This is a genomic window from Yinghuangia soli (assembly GCF_021502675.1).
Classification (GTDB): Bacteria; Actinomycetota; Actinomycetes; order Streptomycetales; family Streptomycetaceae; genus Yinghuangia; species Yinghuangia soli.
Genome location: NZ_JAKFHA010000009.1, coordinates 145,801 through 165,125 on the forward strand (window position 1 = coordinate 145,801; position 19,325 = coordinate 165,125).

Below are 19,325 nucleotides of genomic sequence, written 5' to 3' on the forward strand. Positions count from 1 at the left end.
CGGCAGGGATGTCTTGATCGGCCATCGGCGTTAAGGTTAGGCTTACCTAAGAAGGCCGCGGCTGGCAAGTACCCACCGATTCGGAGGACCCGTTGAACCAGGCCCGCCCCAAGGTCAAGCGCAGCCGTGCGCTCGGCATCGCCCTGACGCCCAAGGCGCAGAAGTACCTGGAGAACCGCCCGTACGGGCCCGGCGAGCACGGCCGCGGCCGCAAGCAGTCGTCGGACTACAAGGTGCGGCTGCTCGAGAAGCAGAAGCTGCGGGCGCAGTACGACATCAACGAGACCCAGATGCGCGCCGCCTTCGACAACGCCCACAAGCACCAGGGCAAGACCGGCGAGGAGATGGTGGTCGCCCTCGAGCGCCGCCTCGACGCCTTCGTGCTGCGCGCCGGCTTCGCGCGGACCATCTACCAGGCCCGCCAGATGGTCAGCCACGGCCACTTCGAGGTCAACGGCGGCAAGGTCGACCGGCCCAGCTACCGGCTCCGCCCCGAGGACGTCGTCGGCGTCCGCGAGCGCAGCCGCGACAAGGCGCTGTTCCAGGTCGTGCGCGCGGGCGGCTTCGCGGCCGAGAACACCCCCAAGTACATCGAGGTCAACCTGCCCGCCCTCGTGGCCCGCCTGGACCGCCTGCCGCAGCGCCGCGAGATCCCGGTCATCTGCGACGAGCAGCTGGTCGTCGAGTACTACTCGCGCTGACGCGCCGCGCCCGGTCCGCGCGCCGGGCCTTGCGCCGGGCGCCGGAAACCGCGCACCGCTTCCGCACGGCACGCGCCCTGCCGTGCGCCCTGCGCGCGGCACCCCGGGTACCGCCAAGATGGGCCCTGCTCCGCTCCGGAGCAGGGCCCACGCGTGTTCCCGGTGCGGCGCGGCGGCCCCCGGCGCGTTCGACGACAGGCGTACGGCAAGGTCACGCCCGGTCCGTGCACAGCACCCACCCCGGCCGGTAGTGTCAGGCGACCGTCCCGCTACGGCGCGGTAGGGTCGGGGCTTCCGGGGTCGCCCGTGCGGCTGTGTCCCAGGTGACGCCCCCTCAGCTTGTCGTCCGCCGTTGTCTTTCGGCCAGTGAAGGCCATTGAAGGAGCGCATCAAGGTGTCGGGTGGCGAAGTCGCGCTGATGATCATCGCGACGTTCTGGGCGATTCTCGTCGCCTTCCTTGCGCTGGTGCTGGTGAAACTGGTCAAGGTGCTCAGAGAGGCCACCCGGCTGGTCTCCGACATCGCGGACCGCACACCGGACCTGCTGGACGAGATGACCGACGCCGTCCGCGCGACCAACGCGCAGCTGGCCCGCGTCGACCAGATCGCCGGCAACGTGCAGACCATGTCGGGCAACGCCACCGCGCTGTCCTCGACGGTCGCCGCCACGCTCGGCGGCCCGCTGGTCAAGACCGCCGCCTTCTCCTACGGCGTGCGCCGCGCGCTCTCCGCGCAGCAGCGCGCCGAACTGGCCAAGCGCGTCCGCTCCACCGCCAAGGCCGAGCGCATCGCGCGCCAGCGCGCCGCCCGCGGAAGGAGCTGACATGGCACGGCTGTTCTGGATGGCGGTCGGCGCCGGCGCCGGCATGTGGGCCGCCCGCAAGGTCAAGGACAAGGCGCAGAAGTACACCCCCGAAGGCGTTGCCGACAACGTCACCGGCCTCGGCGACGCGATCCGCTACTTCGCCGACGAGGTCCGGGCCGGCATGGCCGAGCGCGAGGCCGAGCTCTACCGCGCGATCGGCGCGGACGTCACCGCGGCCGCCGCGCCGCCGGTGCTGCCCGGGAGCCGCGAATATCGCGCGCTTCCCCCGGCCCGGTCGCCTTACGGTGGACGGGACCCGTACGGCCGGGAGATCCACGAGCCGTACGTGATCGACGCGTACGAACTGGAACAGTACGACCGCCAGGGCCGTCACGACGGTTCCGAGCAGGACGACCGCCTCGAGCGAGCCGACCGCAGGACCCCGGACGCACCCGGGATCCCCGCCCGCCGCAGCCCCCGCGGCCGGGCGGCCCGCGCGGACCGGGACGACCGCACCGAACGGCGCGGCAAGCGCGACAGGCACGACAACCAGCAGGGCTTCCGCCTCGGCATCCCCGGTGCGGCGCCCGCCCCCGAGCTGCACGACCGCCGTGACGGCGGCGACAGGTACGACCGGAAGGACCGACGCTGATGGATTCCGCAGAGATCCGTAGCCGCTGGCTGCGCTTCTTCGAGGAACGCGGACACACTGTCGTGCCGTCCGCGTCCCTGGTCGCCGACGACCCCACGCTGCTGCTCGTCAACGCCGGCATGGTGCCGTTCAAGCCGTACTTCCTCGGCGAGGTGAAGCCGCCGTACCCGCGCGCGACCAGCGTGCAGAAGTGCGTCCGCACCCTCGACATCGACGAGGTCGGCAAGACCACCCGGCACGGGTCGTTCTTCCAGATGTGCGGCAACTTCTCGTTCGGCGACTACTTCAAGGAACGGGCGATCACGCTCGCCTGGGAGCTGCTGACCACCCCCGTCGCGGACGGCGGCTACGGCCTCGAGCCCGAGAAGCTGTGGATCACCGTCTACCTCGACGACGACGAGGCCGAGTCGATCTGGCGCGACAAGATCGGCGTCCCGGCGGAGCGCATCCAGCGCCTCGGCAAGAAGGACAACTTCTGGTCGATGGGCGTGCCCGGCCCGTGCGGCCCGTGCTCGGAGATCAACTACGACCGCGGCCCCGAATACGGCGAAGAGGGCGGCCCGGCCGTCAACGGCGAGCGCTACCTGGAGATCTGGAACCTGGTCTTCATGCAGTTCGTCCGCGGCGAGGGCATCGGCAAGGACGACTTCGAGATCCTCGGCGACCTGCCCGCGAAGAGCGTCGACACCGGCCTCGGCCTGGAGCGCCTCGCGACCATCCTGCAGGGCGTCGACAACCTGTACGAGATCGACACGTCGCGGATGATCCTGGACCGCGCCGCCGAACTCACCGGCCACACCTACGGCGGCGACCACAAGTCGGACGTCTCGCTGCGCGTCATCGCCGACCACGTGCGCACCGCCGTCATGCTCATCGGCGACGGTGTCGTGCCCGGCAACGAGGGCCGCGGCTACGTGCTGCGCCGCATGATGCGCCGCGCAATCCGCAACATGCGCCTGCTCGGCGCGCAGGGCCCCACGCTCAGCGAGCTGGTCGCCACCACGATCGACGCGATGGGCCCGCAGTACCCCGAGCTCGTCACCGACGCCAAGCGCATCGACTCGATCGCGGTCGCCGAAGAGGCCCGCTTCCTCGACAAGATCGTCACCGGCACCTCGATCCTCGACAACGAGATCGGCAAGGCCAAGGCGGCCGGCGCCGCGCTGCTGCCCGGTGCCGCGGCGTTCGCGCTGCACGACACGCACGGCTTCCCGATCGACCTGACCCTCGAAATGGCCGCCGAGCAGGGCCTCGAGGTCGACGAGGACGGCTTCCGCCGCCTCATGGCCGAGCAGAAGCAGCGCGCCAAGGAAGACGCCCGGGCGAAGAAGCACGGCCACGCCGACGTTTCCGCGTACCGCGAGGTCGCCGACACCGCGGGTGCGACCGTCTTCACCGGCTACACGCTGAACGAGGGCGAGGCGACCGTCGTCGGCCTCCTCGTCGACGGCGTCCCGGCACCCGCCGCGCACGAAGGCGACGACGTCGAGATCGTCCTCGACCGCACCCCGTTCTACGCCGAGGGCGGCGGCCAGCTCGCCGACACCGGGCGCATCCGGGTCGACGGCGGCGCGGTCGTGGAGATCCGCGACGTGCAGCAGCCGGTCCCCGGCGTCAGCGTGCACAAGGGCACCGTGCAGGTCGGCGAGGTCACCGTCGGGGCGTCCGCACTGGCCGTCATCGACACCGAGCGCCGCCGCGCGATCGCCCGCGCGCACAGCGCCACCCACCTCACCCACCAGGCGCTGCGCGATGCGCTCGGCCCGACCGCGGCGCAGGCCGGCTCGGAGAACGCGCCGGGCCGCTTCCGCTTCGACTTCGGCGCGCCGTCCGCGGTGCCCGGCGGCGTCCTCACCGACGTCGAGCAGAAGATCAACGAGGTGCTGGCCCGCGACCTCGACGTGGTCGCCGAGGTCATGAGCATGGACCAGGCGCGCAAGCAGGGCGCTACCGCGATGTTCGGCGAGAAGTACGGCGACGAGGTGCGCGTCATCACGATCGGCGACTACTCCAAGGAGCTGTGCGGCGGCACCCACGTGCACAACACCGCGCAGCTCGGCCTGGTCAAGCTGCTCGGCGAGTCCTCGATCGGGGCCGGCGTGCGCCGCGTCGAGGCGCTGGTCGGCGTCGACGCGTACCGCTTCCTGGCGCGCGAGCACACCATCGTCAACCAGCTGACCGACGTGGTGAAGGGCCGCCCGGAGGAACTCCCGGAGCGCGTCTCCTCGATCGTCGCCAAGCTGCGCGAGGCGGAGAAGGAGATCGACCGGATGCGCGCGGCCCAGGTGCTGCAGGCGTCCGGCGCGCTGGCCGAGCAGGCCTCCGACGTGAACGGCGTGGCGCTGGTCGCGCACCGGGTCGCGGACGGCACCTCGACCGACGACCTGCGCAAGCTCGCCCTCGACGTGCGCCAGCGGCTCAACGCGCGCGCGGCCGCGGTGGCGGTCGTGTCCGTGGTCAACAACAAGCCGATGGTCGTGGTGGCCACCAACGAGGCGGCGCGCGAGCGCGGCATCAAGGCGGGCGAGCTGGTCCGCACCGCGGCCCAGACCCTCGGCGGCGGTGGCGGCGGCAAGGACGACGTGGCCCAGGGAGGTGGCGCGAACCCCGGTGCGGTCGAGGACGCGCTCGCCGCGGTCACGCGCACGGTCGCCGAGCGGACGGCCTGAGGTTGGGAACTCCGGTGCGGGGGTGTCGGATAGCGCGTGGCAGCGCGGTACGGCACTCCCGCTCACCGCTTCCCGTGGGGAGGCGGCGGTGAGACGTGGAGTACGTATCGCGGTGGACGTCGGCGACGTGCGCGTCGGCGTCGCGGCCAGCGACCCGCACGGCCTGGTGGCCTCCCCGGTGGAGACCGTCCCGGCCGGCCGCGGCGACGTGCGCCGCATCGCGGACCTGGTGGCCGAGCGCGAGGCCCTCGAAGTGATCGTCGGGCTGCCGCGGTCGCTCTCCGGCAAGGAGGGCGCCGCGGCCGCCAAGGCGCGCGCATTCGCGGGCCGGCTCGCCGCCGCGGTCGCGCCGGTCGAGGTGCGGCTCGTCGACGAGCGGCTGACCACGGTCACCGCGACGCAGAACCTGCGCGCCTCGGGCGTCCGCGGCAAGAAGGCCCGCACGGTCGTCGACCAGGCGGCCGCGGTGGTCATCCTGCAGAACGCGCTGGAGACCGAGCGGGCCTCGGGGCGCCCGCCCGGCCTGGCCGTCGCGGCGCCGGTGCAGCCTGCCCCGGGAACCGAAACCGGCCCGGCGGCGACTGGTACGGCGGAGCACACGACTACGCCGGATGGTGCCGGTCCGGATGGCACCGCCGACCCAGGGGGTACTACTGGCCGCACCGGCCGGACTGGTACGACTACTGCTACTGGTACGACTGGCACGTCCCCCGAAGCACCGACCCTTCCCGCGGCCCACGCCCCGACCCAGGCGGAGACCACCCCAGATGAGTGACCTCGGACTGTCGATGGACACGGAGCCGCGCAGCCGGCGCCGGGGCAAGAACGGCGGCTCGCGCGGCCGCCGCAAGGAGAAGCGCGGCCGCAGCGGCTGCGCCGTCTTCGTCGCCTTCGCCATCGTGATCGGCCTGATCCTGACCGGCGGGTGGTTCGCCTACGGCTTCGTGAAGGACCGTTTCGGCCCGCCGCCGGACTACTCCGGCGCGGGCTCCGAGCAGACCGTCGTGGTGGTCGTGAAGCCGGGCTGGGTGGCCTCGCAGATCGGCAACGAGCTCAAGCGCGCCCAGGTCGTCAAGAGCGTCGACGCGTTCACCAAGGTCTACACCGCGGACAAGCAGCAGCGCGGCATCGAGGCCGCGGCGTACGTGATGAAGACCAAGCAGTCCGCCAAGACCGCGTTCGAGTTCATGGCGGACCGCAAGAACCAGGCCAAGGCGACCATCCCCGAAGGCACCCGGGCGACCAAGGTCTACGAAGTCCTCGCCAAGCAGATGCAGATCGCGCCCGCCGAGTTCGAGGCGGCCGCCAAGGATCCGTCGCTCGGCCTGCCGCCCTGGGCGAACGGCAACATCGAAGGCTTCCTGTTCCCGACGCAGTACCCGGTCGCCCCCGGCATGAAGCCGGTCGACGTGCTGCGCGACATGGTCACCACGGCCAAGAACAAGTTCGCCGCGTGGGACCTCGAGGGCAAGGCCGCCAAGGTCGGCAAGTCGCCGTACGAGATCCTGGTGATCTCCAGCATGATCCAGGCCGAGGCCAAGCAGGACCAGGACTTCGGCAAGATCTCGCGGGTCATCTACAACCGGCTCGCGGCCAAGCCGGCCATGAAGCTCGGCTTCGACTCGACGGTCAACTACGGCCTGAACCGCAACAACATCGTGGTCACCGACAAGGAGACGACGTCGGACCACGCGTGGAACACGTACACCCGGAACGGCCTGCCGGCCACCCCCATCAACAACCCGGGCAAGCAGGCCATAGACGCAGCGCTCGCCCCGGCGGACGGCGACATGCTCTACTTCGTGACCGTCAACCTGGAGACGGGCGAGACGTTGTACGCCAAGACGCTCTCCGAGCACGAGAAGAACAAGAAGTTGTTCCAGGAGTACCTGAAGTCCAAGCAGAACGGCGGCTGACGCACGTGAAAGACCCGCGCCGTGCCGCGGTGCTCGGCTCTCCGATCGCCCACTCGCTGTCCCCGGTCCTGCACCGGGCGGCGTACGAGGTGCTCGGGCTGGAGACCTGGACCTACGACGCGTTCGACGTCGACGAAGCCGGCCTGCCGGACTTCGTCGGGGGCCTGGACGCGTCGTGGGCCGGCCTCTCGCTGACCATGCCGCTCAAGCGCGCGATCCTGCCGCTGCTCGACGAGGTCTCGCCGACCGCGGCCGAGGTGGACGCCGTCAACACCGTCGTATTCGGTGCGGACGGCCGCCGGACCGGCGACAACACCGACGTGCCCGGCCTGGTCGCGGCACTGCGCGAGCGCGGCGTGGAACGCGTCGACTCCGCAGCGGTGTTCGGCGCGGGAGCGACCGCGATGTCCACGATGGCCGCGCTGCGGTCGGTGTGCGACGGGCCGGTACGCGCGTACGTGCGCGGGGTGCTGCGCGCGCAGGAGATGTTCGAAGCCGGCGAGCGCCTCGGCATCGAGATCCAGGTGCGGCCGTGGGAGGACGCGCACAAGGGCCTGGACTACCCGCTGGTCGTCTCCACGACCCCGAAGGGCGCCACCGACCACCTCGTCGACGGCGTCCCGGCCACGCCGGGCGTGCTCTTCGACGTGGTGTACGACCCGTGGCCGACCGCCCTGGCCGCGGCGTGGTCGCAGGCCGGCGGCACGGTCGTCGGGGGACTGGACCTCCTGGTCCACCAGGCCGTCCTGCAGGTCGAGGCGATGACCGGCCGCCCGGGACCGCTCAAGGAGATGCGCGCCGCGGGCGAGGCCGCGCTGGCCGCACGCAACTGAACCCTGGCATCACTCGGAACCGCCTGCCGCGCCCGCGGCAGGCGGTTCTGCGTCCGGTACCCCCGGTTCCCACAGGCGGACGGAAACCCCGGTGCCCGCAGCCCGGCCCGCCCCATAAGCTGTCGCAGCTTCTCGTCCGTCGTCTTGATCGTTTTCTCTGGGGAGTTGGCCGTGTCCGAGGCCGGCGCAGGCAGTTTCATCTTCGACATCGTCGTCAACATCTTCATCTTCCTGCTGCCCGACAGCATCGCGACCGAGGCGTCGGTGGCCTTCCTCGTGCTGGTCGGGTCGTTCGTCGTCTACGTGCGCATCCGCAACGCGATACGCCGCCGCCGGCTCCGGCAGGCCCTGGCCACCGGCGACTACGCCCAGGTGCGCACCGGCAGCAACCCCTTCGCAGGCAACGCCGGCCCCGGCCAGGTCCCGGGTCCCGGACCGGCTCCGACGCACGGCGCGAACCCCTTTGCGGGCGCCGGTCCGTCCCCGCTCCAGGAGAACCGTTCGTCCGCGGACTGACCACCTGTGGATGACGGAACGTGTCCACCCCGTGATCCACCGTAAAGTCTGACCCGTGTTCATCAGCGCGACCCTCGTCTGCGCCGTGGTCGGATTCGCTGCCGGCCTGGTGCTGCGGGTACCCATCGACAGATTGGTGACCACCGCCTCCGGGCGGGCGGCGGCCACCTGGCAACCGGAGCGCCCGGCCACGGCCGAGGGGCCGGCACCCGTGCCGCGTCCCCCTGTGGTCCTTGCCGTACCGGGTTCCCCGGGCATGGCGGCACTCGGCGCCCTCACCGGCGGCGTGTTCGCCCTGCTGGCCTGGCGCCTCGGCCCCGGGCTCGATCTGCTGGCCTTCCTGCTGCTCGCGGCCGCGGGCGTGGTGCTGGCCATGGTCGACCTGCGGACCCTGCGCCTGCCCGACTCCGTCATCGGCGTGCTGCTGCTCGCCGGCCTGACGCTGCTGGGGATAGAGGCGCTGGCCCTCGACGACTTCGAGGCCTACGCCCGGGCTCTGCTGGGCGCGTTCGTGCTGGCCGCGTACCACTTCGCCCTCGCGGTCTTCCGCCGCGGCTCGCTGGGCTTGGGCGACGTGAAGCTGGCAGCCGTCCTGGGGTTGCATCTGAGCTGGCTGGGCTGGGACGTCCTGGCCGCAGGCGCGTTCCTGTCGTTCGCCGGCGCCGCCTCGGCCGCCATCGTGCTGCTCGCCACCAGACGCGCCCAGTGGGACACGGCCTTGCCGTTCGGCCCGTGGATGCTGGTCGGCGCCCTGGGCGCGGTGTTGTGCGGAGAGCAGTTGGTGGCCGCCTATGTCGGCTGGTGACCCACGAAGACGTGGCGGCGGGGGCGGGGGAGGGACCTCGGCGCCAATGGCCCCCACCAGGGCAGGAAGGGCCCGACGTGCGTTCGGGGAGACTGCGCCGGTCCGGCGCGGGAGTACGGCGGTCCCGGTGCGGCGGCACCGAGGTCCAGTACTCGGACGGGTGCGCGGTGCGCGTTCTCCGGCATGAAAGGATCGGGGCAGGCCATTCCCGCCGCCGAAGCGGGGTCCCGGCATCGGCCGGGCAGCACTGGAGGAACACCGTTGGGCAACTTGCGCTGGCTGACCGCGGGCGAATCGCACGGGCCCGCCCTCGTCGCGACCCTGGAAGGGCTTCCTGCCGGAGTCCCCGTCACCACCGATGCGGTCGCGGACGCGCTCGCGCGGCGCCGGCTCGGTTATGGGCGCGGCGCCCGCATGAAGTTCGAGCGGGACGAGGTCACCTTCCTCGGAGGCGTGCGGCACGGCCTCACCCTGGGCAGCCCCGTGGCGATCATGGTGGGCAACACCGAGTGGCCCAAGTGGGAGACGGTGATGTCGGCCGACCCGGTCGACCCCGAGATCCTCGCCGGGAGCGCGCGCAACGCGCCGCTCACCCGGCCGCGCCCCGGGCACGCCGACCTGGCCGGCATGCAGAAGTACGGCTTCGACGAGGCCCGTCCGATCCTGGAGCGAGCCAGCGCGCGCGAGACCGCGGCGCGGGTCGCGCTCGGCACCGTCGCCGCGTCGTTCCTGGAGGCCGTGGCCGGCATCCGGATCGTCAGCCACGTCGTGGAGTTCGGTGCGGCGAAGGCGCCCAGCGGGGTGCTGCCCGTGCCGGAGGACACCGCGCGTCTCGACGCCGACCCGGTGCGCTGCCTCGACGCCGAGGCGAGTGCCGCGATGGTCGCCGAGGTGGACGCTGCGCACGAGGCCGGCGACACGCTCGGCGGCGTGGTCGAGGTGCTGGCGTACGGCCTGCCGCCCGGCCTGGGCAGCCACGTGCACTGGGACCGCCGGCTCGACGCGCGGCTCGCCGCCGCGCTGATGGGCATCCAGGCGATCAAGGGCGTCGAGGTCGGCGACGGCTTCGACCTGGCCCGGGTGCGCGGCAGCCAGGCGCACGACGAGATCGTGAACACCCCCGAGGGCGTCCGCCGCACCTCCGGCCGCTCGGGCGGCACCGAGGGCGGCATGTCGACCGGCGAGGTGCTGCGGGTGCGCGCCGCGATGAAGCCGATCGCGACCGTGCCGCGCGCGCTGGCCACGTTCGACGTGCGGACCGGCGAGGTGGCGCAGGCGCACCACCAGCGCTCCGACGTCGCCGCGGTGCCGGCCGCCGGCATCGTCGCGGAGGCCATGATCGCGCTCGTGCTCGCGGACGCCGTGGTGGAGAAGTTCGGCGGCGACTCGGTGCCCGAGACGCGCCGCAACGTCGCCTCCTACCTCGACGCGCTCGAGGTCAAGTAACCCGGCAGGACCGGGCCGCGGCCCGCGCGAGCGGCGTCCGCGGCCCGGCGCATGCCGGTTCCGGGGCTGCCCCGGGACCGGCCTGGAGGCACACCGAAGGGGGTTCCCCGATGGCGGAGACGGCAGACGCCGGCCCGGGGCCGCTGGTCGTCCTGGTCGGCCCGCCCGGAGCCGGCAAGACCACCGTCGGCCTGCTGCTCGCCGAGCGCTACGGGGTCGCGTTCCGCGACACCGACGCCGACATCGAGCGCGTCGCCGGCAAGCCGATCCCGGACATCTTCGTGGACGACGGCGAGCCGCACTTCCGCGCCCTGGAGCACCAGGCCGTTGCCGATGCGCTGGCCGGGCACGGCGGCGTGCTGGCGCTGGGCGGCGGTGCGGTCATGGACCCGGCGACCCGCAAGCTCCTCGCCGCCCACCCGGTGGCCTTCCTCGACGTCGAACTCGCCGATGCGGTACGCCGCGTCGGCCTCGACGCCCCGCGCCCCCTGCTGGTCGGCAACCCCCGCGCCCGGTGGCGCGAACTGATGGCGCAGCGCAGGCCGCTGTACGAAGAGGTCGCGACCGTGGTGGTGGCCACCGCCGGGCTCGCCCCCGAGCAGGTGGCCGACGCCCTCGCCGCCGCGCTCGCCGGGCCGCCGGCCGGCGCACCGCCCGCCGCGGGAAGCGGCCCGGCAGACAACGAAGAGGCCGCCGACGAGCAGGCCGGCAAGGACCAGGAGCGATGAGCGCAACCAGCGAGCCCGTCCGTATCCACGTCGGCGGCGACGCCGAGCCGTACGACGTCATCGTCGGCACCGGCCTGCTCGGCGAACTGCCGGGCCTGCTCGGCCCTAAGGTCCGCCGCGTCGCGGTGCTGCACCCCGAGGCGCTCAGCGTCGCGGGCGAGGCGGTCCGCGAGGACCTCGCCGCGCAGGGCTACGAGGCCATCGCGATCCAGGTGCCGAACGCCGAAGAGGCCAAGGACGTCCAGGTCGCCGCGTACTGCTGGTCGGTGCTCGGGCAGACCGGCTTCACCCGCTCCGACGCGATCGTCGGCATCGGCGGCGGCGCCACCACCGACCTGGCCGGCTTCGTGGCCGCGACCTGGCTGCGCGGTGTGCGCTGGATCGCGATCCCGACCACGCTGCTGGGCATGGTCGACGCCGCGGTGGGCGGCAAGACCGGCATCAACACCGCCGAGGGCAAGAACCTCGTCGGCGCGTTCCACCCGCCGGCCGGCGTGCTCGCCGACCTGGCCACCCTGGAGACTCTGCCCGCCAACGACTACATCAGCGGGCTCGCCGAGGTCGTCAAGGCCGGCTTCATCGCCGACCCGGTGATCCTCGACCTGATCGAGTCGGACCCGGCCGGCGCCCGCAGCCACGCCGGGCCGCACACCGCGGAGCTGATCCAGCGGTCGATTCAGGTCAAGGCCGACGTCGTGACGGCCGACCTCAAGGAGTCCGGGTCCCGCGAGTTCCTCAACTACGGGCACACCCTCGGGCACGCCATCGAGAAGGCCGAGCGCTACAAGTGGCGGCACGGCGCCGCGGTCAGCGTCGGCCTGGTGTACGCCGCCGAACTGGGCCGCCTCGCCGGCCGCCTCGACGATGCGACCGCCGACCGGCACAAGACGGTCCTGGAGTCGCTCGGCCTGCCGCTGACCTACCGCGGCGACGCGTGGCCGAAGCTGCTGGACTCCATGCGCATCGACAAGAAGTCGCGCGCCGACCGGCTGCGCTTCGTGGTGCTCGACGGGCTGGCCAAGCCCGCGATCCTGGAGGCCCCGGACCCGGCGATGCTGGCTGCGGCGTACGGCGAGGTGGCGCGCTCATGACCGCACTCACCAAGGTCCTGGTCCTCAACGGCCCGAACCTGGGCCGGCTGGGCAGCCGCGAGCCGGACGTCTACGGCTCGACCTCGTACGCAGGCCTCGTCGAGGCCTGCCGCAAGACCGGCGCCGAGCTGGGCTTCGACGTCGAGGTGCGCGAGACCAACGACGAGGGCGAGATCATCCGCTGGATCCACGAGGCCGCCGACGCGCGCACCCCGGTGGTCATCAACCCCGGTGCGTTCACGCACTATTCGTACGGCCTGAAGGACGCCATCGCGCAGCGCACCGCGCCGCTCATCGAGGTGCACATCTCGAACCCGTACACGCGCGAGGCGTTCCGGCACACCAGCGTCGTCGCCTCTGTGGCGACCGGCACCATCGCCGGCTTCGGCATCGGCTCCTACCGCCTCGCGCTGCGCGCGCTGGCGGACGAACTGGCCGACTGATCAAGGCGCTTCGCCGCCCGGCCGGGCATCCGCGCAGTCCGGGGCATTGCTGCCCGGATGTCCGGCATGTGTACGCACATTGACGCGGCATGCCGCGGACCCCTACCTTGCGAACGACATTGCGATGCTGTGGGGAAGCCGGTGGAAATCCGGCGCGGACGCGCCACTGTGATCGGTTCCGTCGAGCCCAGGCACCTCAGGGCATCGCCGCGAGCCGTCAGTCAGACCCTCCACATCGTGCCGCCACCGAACGGGCGCGTGCCCCGAAGGAGGAACACATGGCCACGGCTGCTGTCCCCACCTCTCCCGCTGCCTCTGCCGAACCTGTCCCGGTCCGCATACCGGTCCGCGAAGTGCTGCCCTGGGCGCTCTTCATGGGCGTGCTGGCCCTCTTCATGATCTACTTCGTCGGTGCCGAGCAGGGCGCCACGGCGATGTTCTCCGGAACCGGGGTGCACGAGTTCGTGCACGACGGCCGGCACCTGCTCGCGTTCCCCTGCCACTGAGGCCGGGGGCACGACTGATGATGCGCAAACTGCTGGTCCGCGGCATGCTCACGGGCATCGCGGCCGGTCTTCTGGCCTGGGTCTTCGCCTACGTGTTCGGCGAACCCGAGGTCCGCAACGCCATCTCCTTCGAGGAGGCGAACTCCGCGCCCGAGCCCATGCCGGACCACGGCGGGCACGGCGGGCACGAAGAAGAAGAGGTCGTCAGCCGGGACGTGCAGAGCACGCTCGGGCTGCTGACCGGTGTCGGGGTCTACGGAATCGCGGTCGGCGGGCTCTTCGCCCTGGCGTTCGCGTTCACGTACGGGCGGCTCGGGGCGGTCCGGGCCCGGGCCACCGCGGGCATCCTGGCCGCGGTCGGCTACGTGGCCGTGATCCTGGTCCCGTTCATCAAGTACCCGGCGCAACCGCCTGCGGTCGGTGCTCCCGACACCATCGGGAAGCGCACCGCGCTGTACTTCGGGTTCATCGCGATCAGCATCGGGCTGGCCATCGTCGCGGCATACGCCGCACGGCAGTTGGCCCCGCGGCTCGGGGGCGCCAATGCGATCCTGGCGGCGATCGGCGGCTACATCGTCGCCGCCGCGCTGATCGCCGTCGCGCTCCCGTCGCCGGAGTCGGTGCCGGAGGGCTTCGACGGCACCGTGCTGTGGCGGTTCCGGATCGCGGCACTCGGCGTCCAGGCGGTCATCTGGGCGACGTTCGGCATCCTCTTCGGCGTGCTCGCCAAGAAGGTGGTGGAGCGGCCCCAAGTCGCCTTGGCGGCCTGACCGCAGGACGCCCCGGGCGACCGGACGCCCAGGCGCTTTATCCGCGGGGCGTCCGGGACCGCAACGTCTGCCGAACCCGCCCTACCTGCGGGCCAGTTCCAAGCGCGAGGCGATCGCGCCCGCGACCTCGGGCCGCGCCAGATACTCGTCGAAGTCGTGCGCCCGGTCGCGCGGATTGTCCACCGACGACTCCGCGGTCAGACCGGACCAGCGCCCGGCCAGCGGGCAGCCGATGGCCACGCCGTCGCCCGGCGCCCATGCGTTGAACCACCACGGCACCCGCTGCGGGCAGTGCGGCCCGCGGGTCAGCAGCCGGTCGTACACCGTGTCCATGCCCAGCGGTGCCCCGAGCGTCACCAGGGCCGACACCGCCGGTCCGTCCGCGGGGACGGCCAGCAGGTCCATCGCGACCAGCGTGCCCAGACTGTGCGCGACCAGCACGATGCCGCCGCTCGACGGCACGGTCTCGCGGACGCACGCCAGCACTTCGTCGCGCACCCGGCGGTCGTCCAGATACCGCGCGACGTCCCGGAACGCCCCCGCGATCACCAGCCGGTCCACCCCCGAGTGCCGGGCCAGCCAGTCCAGCGGACGCCGAGCGACCCGCACCACGCCGCCCAGCCCGAACCGCTCGTCGGTGTGCACGGCATCGCTCTCGTCCGGCATGCCCGCCGCGTCCGCGGCCTGGAAGAGCAGCCGCGTGTACAGCTCCCGGGCACTGCCGGACTCCGGTGCGGCCGCCGCCGCGGGGTCGTCGGCGACCGAGTCGAAGCTCGTCGCCGACACCGACTCATGCGCGTCCAGGACTGCGGCGAGGCGGTCCCCGTAGTACGGGAAGTAGATGTCGGCAGGGTCCAGCGTCGCGTAGCCGAGCCGGGCCAGACCGCTGTTGAGCCCGTCGGTCCACTGCCGCCGCAGCGACTCCGGATGCCGCCCCTGCTGGCTGCGCCCGTGCAGGAACACCAACTGCCGGGCGGCCCCGAACGCTTCAGGACGGCCCGCGACCCCGGTCAGGATCGCCGACTCGGCCGCCCGCGGCAGCGGCACCGCCACGGCGGCCGGAGGGGAACCCGGCACCACACCCGCACTCGCGGTGGAAGCCGCGGCCGGGACCACGCCCGGGACCGCACCCGCACCCGCGATCGAAGCCGCGGCCGGGTCCGAAGCCGCGGTCGTCCCCTTCCCGCTTGCATCGTCCGCACCCGGCACCACCGTCGCCGGAGGCGTGAGGGGCTGCGGTACGAGCGCCTGGGGCACGAGGGCTTGGGGTAGGACGGCCGGCGCGCCCGGGGTCAGCGCAGCGGCTGCCGCCGACGCTGTCGTCGGACCCGCCGCGGCCGGCGCGGGCGCGCCGATGCCCGGACCGATCTCGGCCAGCACCGGGTGCAGTTCGGCCGGCGTGTGGGCGGCGAGATGCCGAAGAACCGAGCTGATCCGGGCGCCTTCGTTGGCCACCCAGGCCACCGCCGCATCCCCCTGCGCCGACGTCCACGGCTTCCCGTCGAGATTGAGCACGCGGCCCTGCTCGTCGGTCTTCGGCACGCCGCGGTGGTGCAGCGCGACCACTTCCCACTGGTCGTTGAACACCGGCGACCCGGAGTTCCCCGGTTCGGTGTCGGTGGCGTAGTGCAGGAAGTCGTCCAGCCGCACCACGAGTTCATTGCTGCGGATGGCGATCTCCTTCGGCCGCCCCGACGGGTGGCCGATGATGTTGACCGGGTCGCCGACCACGATCTTGCCTTCGGCCGGGTCGAGCCGGTTCCACCCGAACACCTCGCCCGCATGCCGCCCGTCCAAGCCGGGGGCGAGCGCCACGAGCGCGTAGTCGAGGCCCTTGTCATTGGCGAAGAAGACCTCGGGCGCCGTCTTGTACGGGACCCCGGTCTTGGGCATGTCGTCCAGCCCCGCCTCGGCGTCGAACTCCGCGAACGCGTCCTGGGCCGTGGCGAAGTCGCGGAAGACATGGTGATTGGTCAGCAGCAGCCGCGGCCCCACCATGAAGCCCGTCGCGCACGCCTGCGGACGCCCGTTCACCTTCAGCCAGATGCGCGCCACCGTGGCGGCCACCCGCACGCCGCGCGGCAGGAATGCCACGGACTGCATGTCGTTCGCATCGCCGATGATGCGCTCGTCGGCTTCGACCGGGTCGACGCCCGGCTCCATCGCGACCAGGACCTCGCCGGGCACCGCCCCCGACTGCAGCAGCCGCTGCGCCCGCCGCGCGAGGCGCTCCGGGGCATCCGGGAAGCGCTTGCCTTCCTCCCGCTGCCGCCGGAACTCCTCGACCTGGCCTTGCACTTCCCGGCCGCGCTCGGCCGCCGCGGCCAACTGCTCGACCATGAGCTCGTACCGATCGGGGTCGGGCGTTCCGCCGGCCCCGGGCTCGCCGATGATCATCGTGCGCACACCCCCCGGTGTGTGGGCTCCCCACCCCTGGAGACCCCGTCGATGTGGCGGAGCCCGGCACGTTCCCGCGCACCGCGGCCCCTTCCGAAAATCGTAGGGCCGCACGGTCTCCGCCACACCGGATCGGCGCGCCTTGCCACGCCGAGTCACCCGAACGGACGTACTCAGGCCGACTTTTCGAGTCGACTCAGCAGCCGCTCCCGGGTCCGGTCCGACAGGCTGCCGCCGATACCCGCTGCCAGTCCCATGAGTTCGGTGCGCTCCCCGGGGGTGCAGGAGAGGTCCCCGTCCGGCCGCAGGCGGACGCGCGCACTCCAGTGGAATGGCTGGTCCGCCCAGGCCTGCAGGGCGGCCAGCGCCTGCGCGGCGAGTTTCGGGTCCGGACCGCCGGCGGCGACCAGCGCGGCCTTCAGGCGCGGAACGCCGCCTTTCGCGCGCAGCAACCGGAACGCGCCGACCCGACGGACCCGGCGCCCATCGGCCAACGCCGGCCACAGGGCCTCCTCCGGGACACCGTCGATCCGTCGCAGCAGCACGGCGGTCGCACCCCGCACCACCGCGGCGGAAGAGTCGGCGAACAACGCCAGCGCGGCATCCGTCGGCACCGCGTCCAACTGCCCGAGCGCCTGCAGCGCCCGCAAACGGCCGTCCGGTTCCGGATGGGCCAGCCAGCGGCCGGCCAGCGCCGCGTCGGTCGGGCCGCCCGTCTCGCCCAGCCCCGACAGCGCCCCGGGGGCGGGCGCCTCGGGACCGGACACGGCCGCCCGGTAGTGCGCGAGCGCGTCGACGCCGTGCCGACGGGCGATGTCGCGCGCGCTGGCCCGGATCACCGCCGAGACGTCGTCGAGCGCGCCGAGCGCCCGGCCCGGGTCCCCGGCCCGCGCCGCCGCGACGATCCCGACCGCGCGCACACTCGCGTGGCTCGCCATGGCGAGCCGGGCCAGCAAATCGCCGCGCCCGGTCCACAGCGCCTCGCGTGCCGCGGTCTCGGCCGCCGCGGGCCGCAGGCGCGGATCGCCGTCGCCCTCGGCCACCCGGACCAGTTCGTCGAGCGCGGTGCCCGGCCAGGTCCCGGCCCGGAAAGCCGCCCGGCGCAGCGCCGGGATCGGTGATGCGCGCAACTCGCCCAGGACCTCGCGCGGCCCGGCGGCGATCGCCGCGTCCACTTGGAGCCGGGCGGTGCGGGCCCGCTTCCGGTCCGGGACGGAGAAGACCAGCTCGGCAGCCGGCCGCAGGTGCGCCGCGGGGTTCTCCAGCAGCCGGTCCACGAGGGCGAGCAGCGCGATCTCGCGGACCGGCCGCACCCAGTCGGTGGTGCGCAGCGTGATGTAGGGCGTCCACACGCCTTCGGACCTTTGTGTCATCCGCCGCAGCGCGCTCTCCCGGAGGCGGCCGTCCGGATGCATGACCGCCAGGACGACGGCGATCGGCCCTGGTTCGCGCACGGCGATGCGGCGCCGGATCTGCTCGTGCCAGCAGGCCGGTCCGCCGGCGGGCGGCGGTGTCTGCGCGTCGGGCCAGGGCACCGTCTGCCAGGGGAGATACCGGTCCTGGCACCAGGCCTGATGGCGTACGGCCTGGTCCAGGCGCACCACAGCGCGCGGCTGCCGGGCCAGCGCGGCGACCGCGTCGTGGGCGAGGACGAGGTCGTCTGCGACGTCGGCGGCGAGCAGTAGCTCGACGAGCCGCGGAGCGGCGTCCGACACGCCCGGGGGGCGCCGTCCGGCGGTGCCCTCGGGTGGCCGCGCGGGCGACCCGACGGGCCGGGCGGTGCCGTCCTCCGCCGGTGGCCCGAGCCCGCGAGCGGGGCCGCGCCTGACGGGCCGAGGGCCGGGTGCGGGGTTACGCTGAGCGCATGCCCGAGGCCCACGCCGTACGCCGAGATCGGCTGCGCGCCCGTGTTGCTGCGACCGGCGCCGATGCCGCTCTGATCACCAATCCGGTCAACGTGCGCTATCTGACCGGCTTCACCGGTTCGAACGGCGCTCTCCTCATCCATGCCGCGGTCCCGGAGGGCGCCGAAGGTGCGTCCGGCGCGGTGCTGGCGACCGACGGCCGCTATATGACGCAGGCCGCCGAGCAGGCGCCCGACGTCGAGCTGGTCGACGAGCGGCTGTGCGCGCCCGGCCTCGCCAAGCGCGCGGCCGCGTCCGGGGTGCGGCGGCTGGCGGTCGAGGAGCACGCGGTCACCGTCGAGATGTACCGGACGCTCGGCGAGGCGGCCGAGGGCGTGGACCGGGTGGCGCTCGGCCGGGCGGTCGAGGAGCTGCGGCGGATCAAGGACCCGGACGAGATCGCCACGCTGCGCATCGCATGCGAGATCGGCGACCAGGCGATCGCCGAGATGATCGAGTCGATCCTGGTCGGGCGCACCGAGCGGCACATCGCGCTGGAGCTGGAGCGGCGGATGGCGGACCACGGGGCCGACTCGCCCGCGTTCCCGACCATCGTGGCGTCCGGTCCGCATTCGGCGATCCCGCACCACAGCCCGGGGGACCGGCGGGTCGAGGACGGCGACTTCCTGAAGATCGACTTCGGTGCCTGCTACCGCGGCTACCACGCGGACATGACGCGGACCTTCGTGATCGGCAACGAGCCGGCCGGGTGGCAGGTCGAGGTCTACGACGTCGTCTTCGCGGCGCAGAAGGCGGGCCGCGAGGCGCTCGCGCCCGGCGTGGAGACGTCCGCGGTGCACGGTGCGGCGAAGGCCGTGATCGATGCGGCCGGCTACGGGGAGTACTTTCCGCACGGCCTCGGGCACGGCGTCGGCCTGGAGATCCACGAGGACCCGCGCATGGGTCCGACGACGGACGGTAAGCTGGACGCTTGCATGCCGGTCACCGTCGAGCCGGGGATCTATCTCCCGGGGCGCGGCGGTGTCCGCATCGAAGACACTCTCGTGGTCCGTCCGCCCGAGGACGGCGGGCCCGAGCTACTTACCATCACGACCAAGGAGCTGCTGGTCCTGTAGTGCGCCAGGCCGCACACCCGACAGGCGCCGGCACCCCGGTCCGAAGCAACGCAGGAGATCCCGCACC

The 19,325-nt window shown here is 72.9% G+C and carries 17 protein-coding genes, 1 pseudogene and 1 riboswitch; of the genes and pseudogenes, 16 read left to right on the forward strand and 2 right to left on the reverse strand.

Annotated elements, in window-relative coordinates; all coding sequences use genetic code 11:
* Nucleotides 1-92: 92 nt before the first annotated feature.
* From rpsD to LZ495_RS17870, 15 genes and pseudogenes are all read left to right on the forward strand, one after another.
* Entirely contained in the window at nucleotides 93-701 is a 609-nt protein-coding gene (gene rpsD, locus LZ495_RS17800) for a 30S ribosomal protein S4 (protein WP_235053214.1), read from the forward strand.
* Between the two features lie 394 nt (nucleotides 702-1,095).
* A complete protein-coding gene (locus tag LZ495_RS17805) occupies nucleotides 1,096-1,524 on the forward strand; it encodes a DUF948 domain-containing protein (RefSeq protein WP_235053215.1) in 429 nt (142 codons plus the stop codon).
* A gap of 1 nt (nucleotide 1,525) precedes the next feature.
* Entirely contained in the window at nucleotides 1,526-2,158 is a 633-nt protein-coding gene (locus LZ495_RS17810; protein ID WP_235053216.1) for a DUF6167 family protein, read from the forward strand.
* Nucleotides 2,158-4,827, forward strand: a complete 2,670-nt coding sequence (alaS, locus tag LZ495_RS17815; protein ID WP_235053217.1) for an alanine--tRNA ligase — start codon at nucleotides 2,158-2,160, stop codon at nucleotides 4,825-4,827. The genes LZ495_RS17810 and alaS overlap by 1 nt, the downstream gene beginning before the upstream one ends.
* Nucleotides 4,828-4,915: 88 nt before the next feature.
* A pseudogene (ruvX, locus tag LZ495_RS17820) lies at nucleotides 4,916-5,371 on the forward strand (Holliday junction resolvase RuvX); the annotation flags it as partial.
* A gap of 223 nt (nucleotides 5,372-5,594) precedes the next feature.
* A complete protein-coding gene (mltG, locus tag LZ495_RS17825) occupies nucleotides 5,595-6,743 on the forward strand; it encodes an endolytic transglycosylase MltG (RefSeq protein ID WP_235053218.1) in 1,149 nt (382 codons plus the stop codon).
* A 5-nt stretch (nucleotides 6,744-6,748) separates the two neighbouring features.
* Nucleotides 6,749-7,576, forward strand: coding sequence for a shikimate dehydrogenase (locus LZ495_RS17830; RefSeq protein WP_235053219.1), 828 nt, complete (start codon nucleotides 6,749-6,751; stop codon nucleotides 7,574-7,576).
* A 171-nt stretch (nucleotides 7,577-7,747) separates the two neighbouring features.
* Complete coding sequence (locus tag LZ495_RS17835) at nucleotides 7,748-8,092, forward strand: hypothetical protein (RefSeq protein WP_235053220.1); 345 nt, start codon at nucleotides 7,748-7,750, stop codon at nucleotides 8,090-8,092.
* 55 nt (nucleotides 8,093-8,147) lie between these two features.
* A complete protein-coding gene (locus LZ495_RS17840) occupies nucleotides 8,148-8,897 on the forward strand; it encodes a prepilin peptidase (protein WP_235053221.1) in 750 nt (249 codons plus the stop codon).
* A gap of 261 nt (nucleotides 8,898-9,158) precedes the next feature.
* Nucleotides 9,159-10,343: a chorismate synthase gene (aroC, locus tag LZ495_RS17845; RefSeq protein WP_235053222.1), complete on the forward strand. Its 1,185-nt coding sequence runs from the start codon at nucleotides 9,159-9,161 to the stop codon at nucleotides 10,341-10,343.
* A gap of 110 nt (nucleotides 10,344-10,453) precedes the next feature.
* On the forward strand, nucleotides 10,454-11,071 hold the full coding sequence (locus tag LZ495_RS17850) for a shikimate kinase (RefSeq protein ID WP_235053223.1): 618 nt from the start codon (nucleotides 10,454-10,456) through the stop codon (nucleotides 11,069-11,071).
* Nucleotides 11,068-12,162, forward strand: coding sequence for a 3-dehydroquinate synthase (gene aroB, locus LZ495_RS17855; RefSeq protein WP_235053224.1), 1,095 nt, complete (start codon nucleotides 11,068-11,070; stop codon nucleotides 12,160-12,162). Before LZ495_RS17850 ends, aroB begins: the two co-directional genes overlap by 4 nt.
* Entirely contained in the window at nucleotides 12,159-12,605 is a 447-nt protein-coding gene (gene aroQ / locus LZ495_RS17860; RefSeq protein WP_235053225.1) for a type II 3-dehydroquinate dehydratase, read from the forward strand. Before aroB ends, aroQ begins: the two co-directional genes overlap by 4 nt.
* Before the next feature lie 78 nt (nucleotides 12,606-12,683).
* Nucleotides 12,684-12,854, forward strand: a riboswitch (cobalamin riboswitch).
* A 29-nt stretch (nucleotides 12,855-12,883) separates the two neighbouring features.
* On the forward strand, nucleotides 12,884-13,111 hold the full coding sequence (locus tag LZ495_RS17865) for a CbtB domain-containing protein (protein ID WP_235053226.1): 228 nt from the start codon (nucleotides 12,884-12,886) through the stop codon (nucleotides 13,109-13,111).
* 17 nt (nucleotides 13,112-13,128) lie between these two features.
* Nucleotides 13,129-13,881: a CbtA family protein gene (locus LZ495_RS17870; RefSeq protein ID WP_235053227.1), complete on the forward strand. Its 753-nt coding sequence runs from the start codon at nucleotides 13,129-13,131 to the stop codon at nucleotides 13,879-13,881.
* 81 nt (nucleotides 13,882-13,962) lie between these two features.
* On the opposite strand, the gene LZ495_RS17875 is transcribed toward LZ495_RS17870, so the two are convergent.
* Together LZ495_RS17875 and LZ495_RS17880 are read right to left on the reverse strand one after the other, a co-directional pair.
* Nucleotides 13,963-16,278: a S1 family peptidase gene (locus tag LZ495_RS17875; protein WP_235053337.1), complete on the reverse strand. Its 2,316-nt coding sequence runs from the start codon at nucleotides 16,276-16,278 to the stop codon at nucleotides 13,963-13,965.
* Between the two features lie 173 nt (nucleotides 16,279-16,451).
* Entirely contained in the window at nucleotides 16,452-17,993 is a 1,542-nt protein-coding gene (locus LZ495_RS17880) for a hypothetical protein (protein ID WP_235053228.1), read from the reverse strand.
* 149 nt (nucleotides 17,994-18,142) lie between these two features.
* Here LZ495_RS17880 and LZ495_RS17885 point away from each other — a divergent pair, with 149 nt between their 5' ends.
* The gene (locus LZ495_RS17885) at nucleotides 18,143-19,258 is read left to right on the forward strand and encodes a M24 family metallopeptidase (RefSeq protein WP_235053229.1); all 1,116 of its coding nucleotides are present in this window, start codon (nucleotides 18,143-18,145) and stop codon (nucleotides 19,256-19,258) included.
* Nucleotides 19,259-19,325 lie beyond the last annotated feature (67 nt).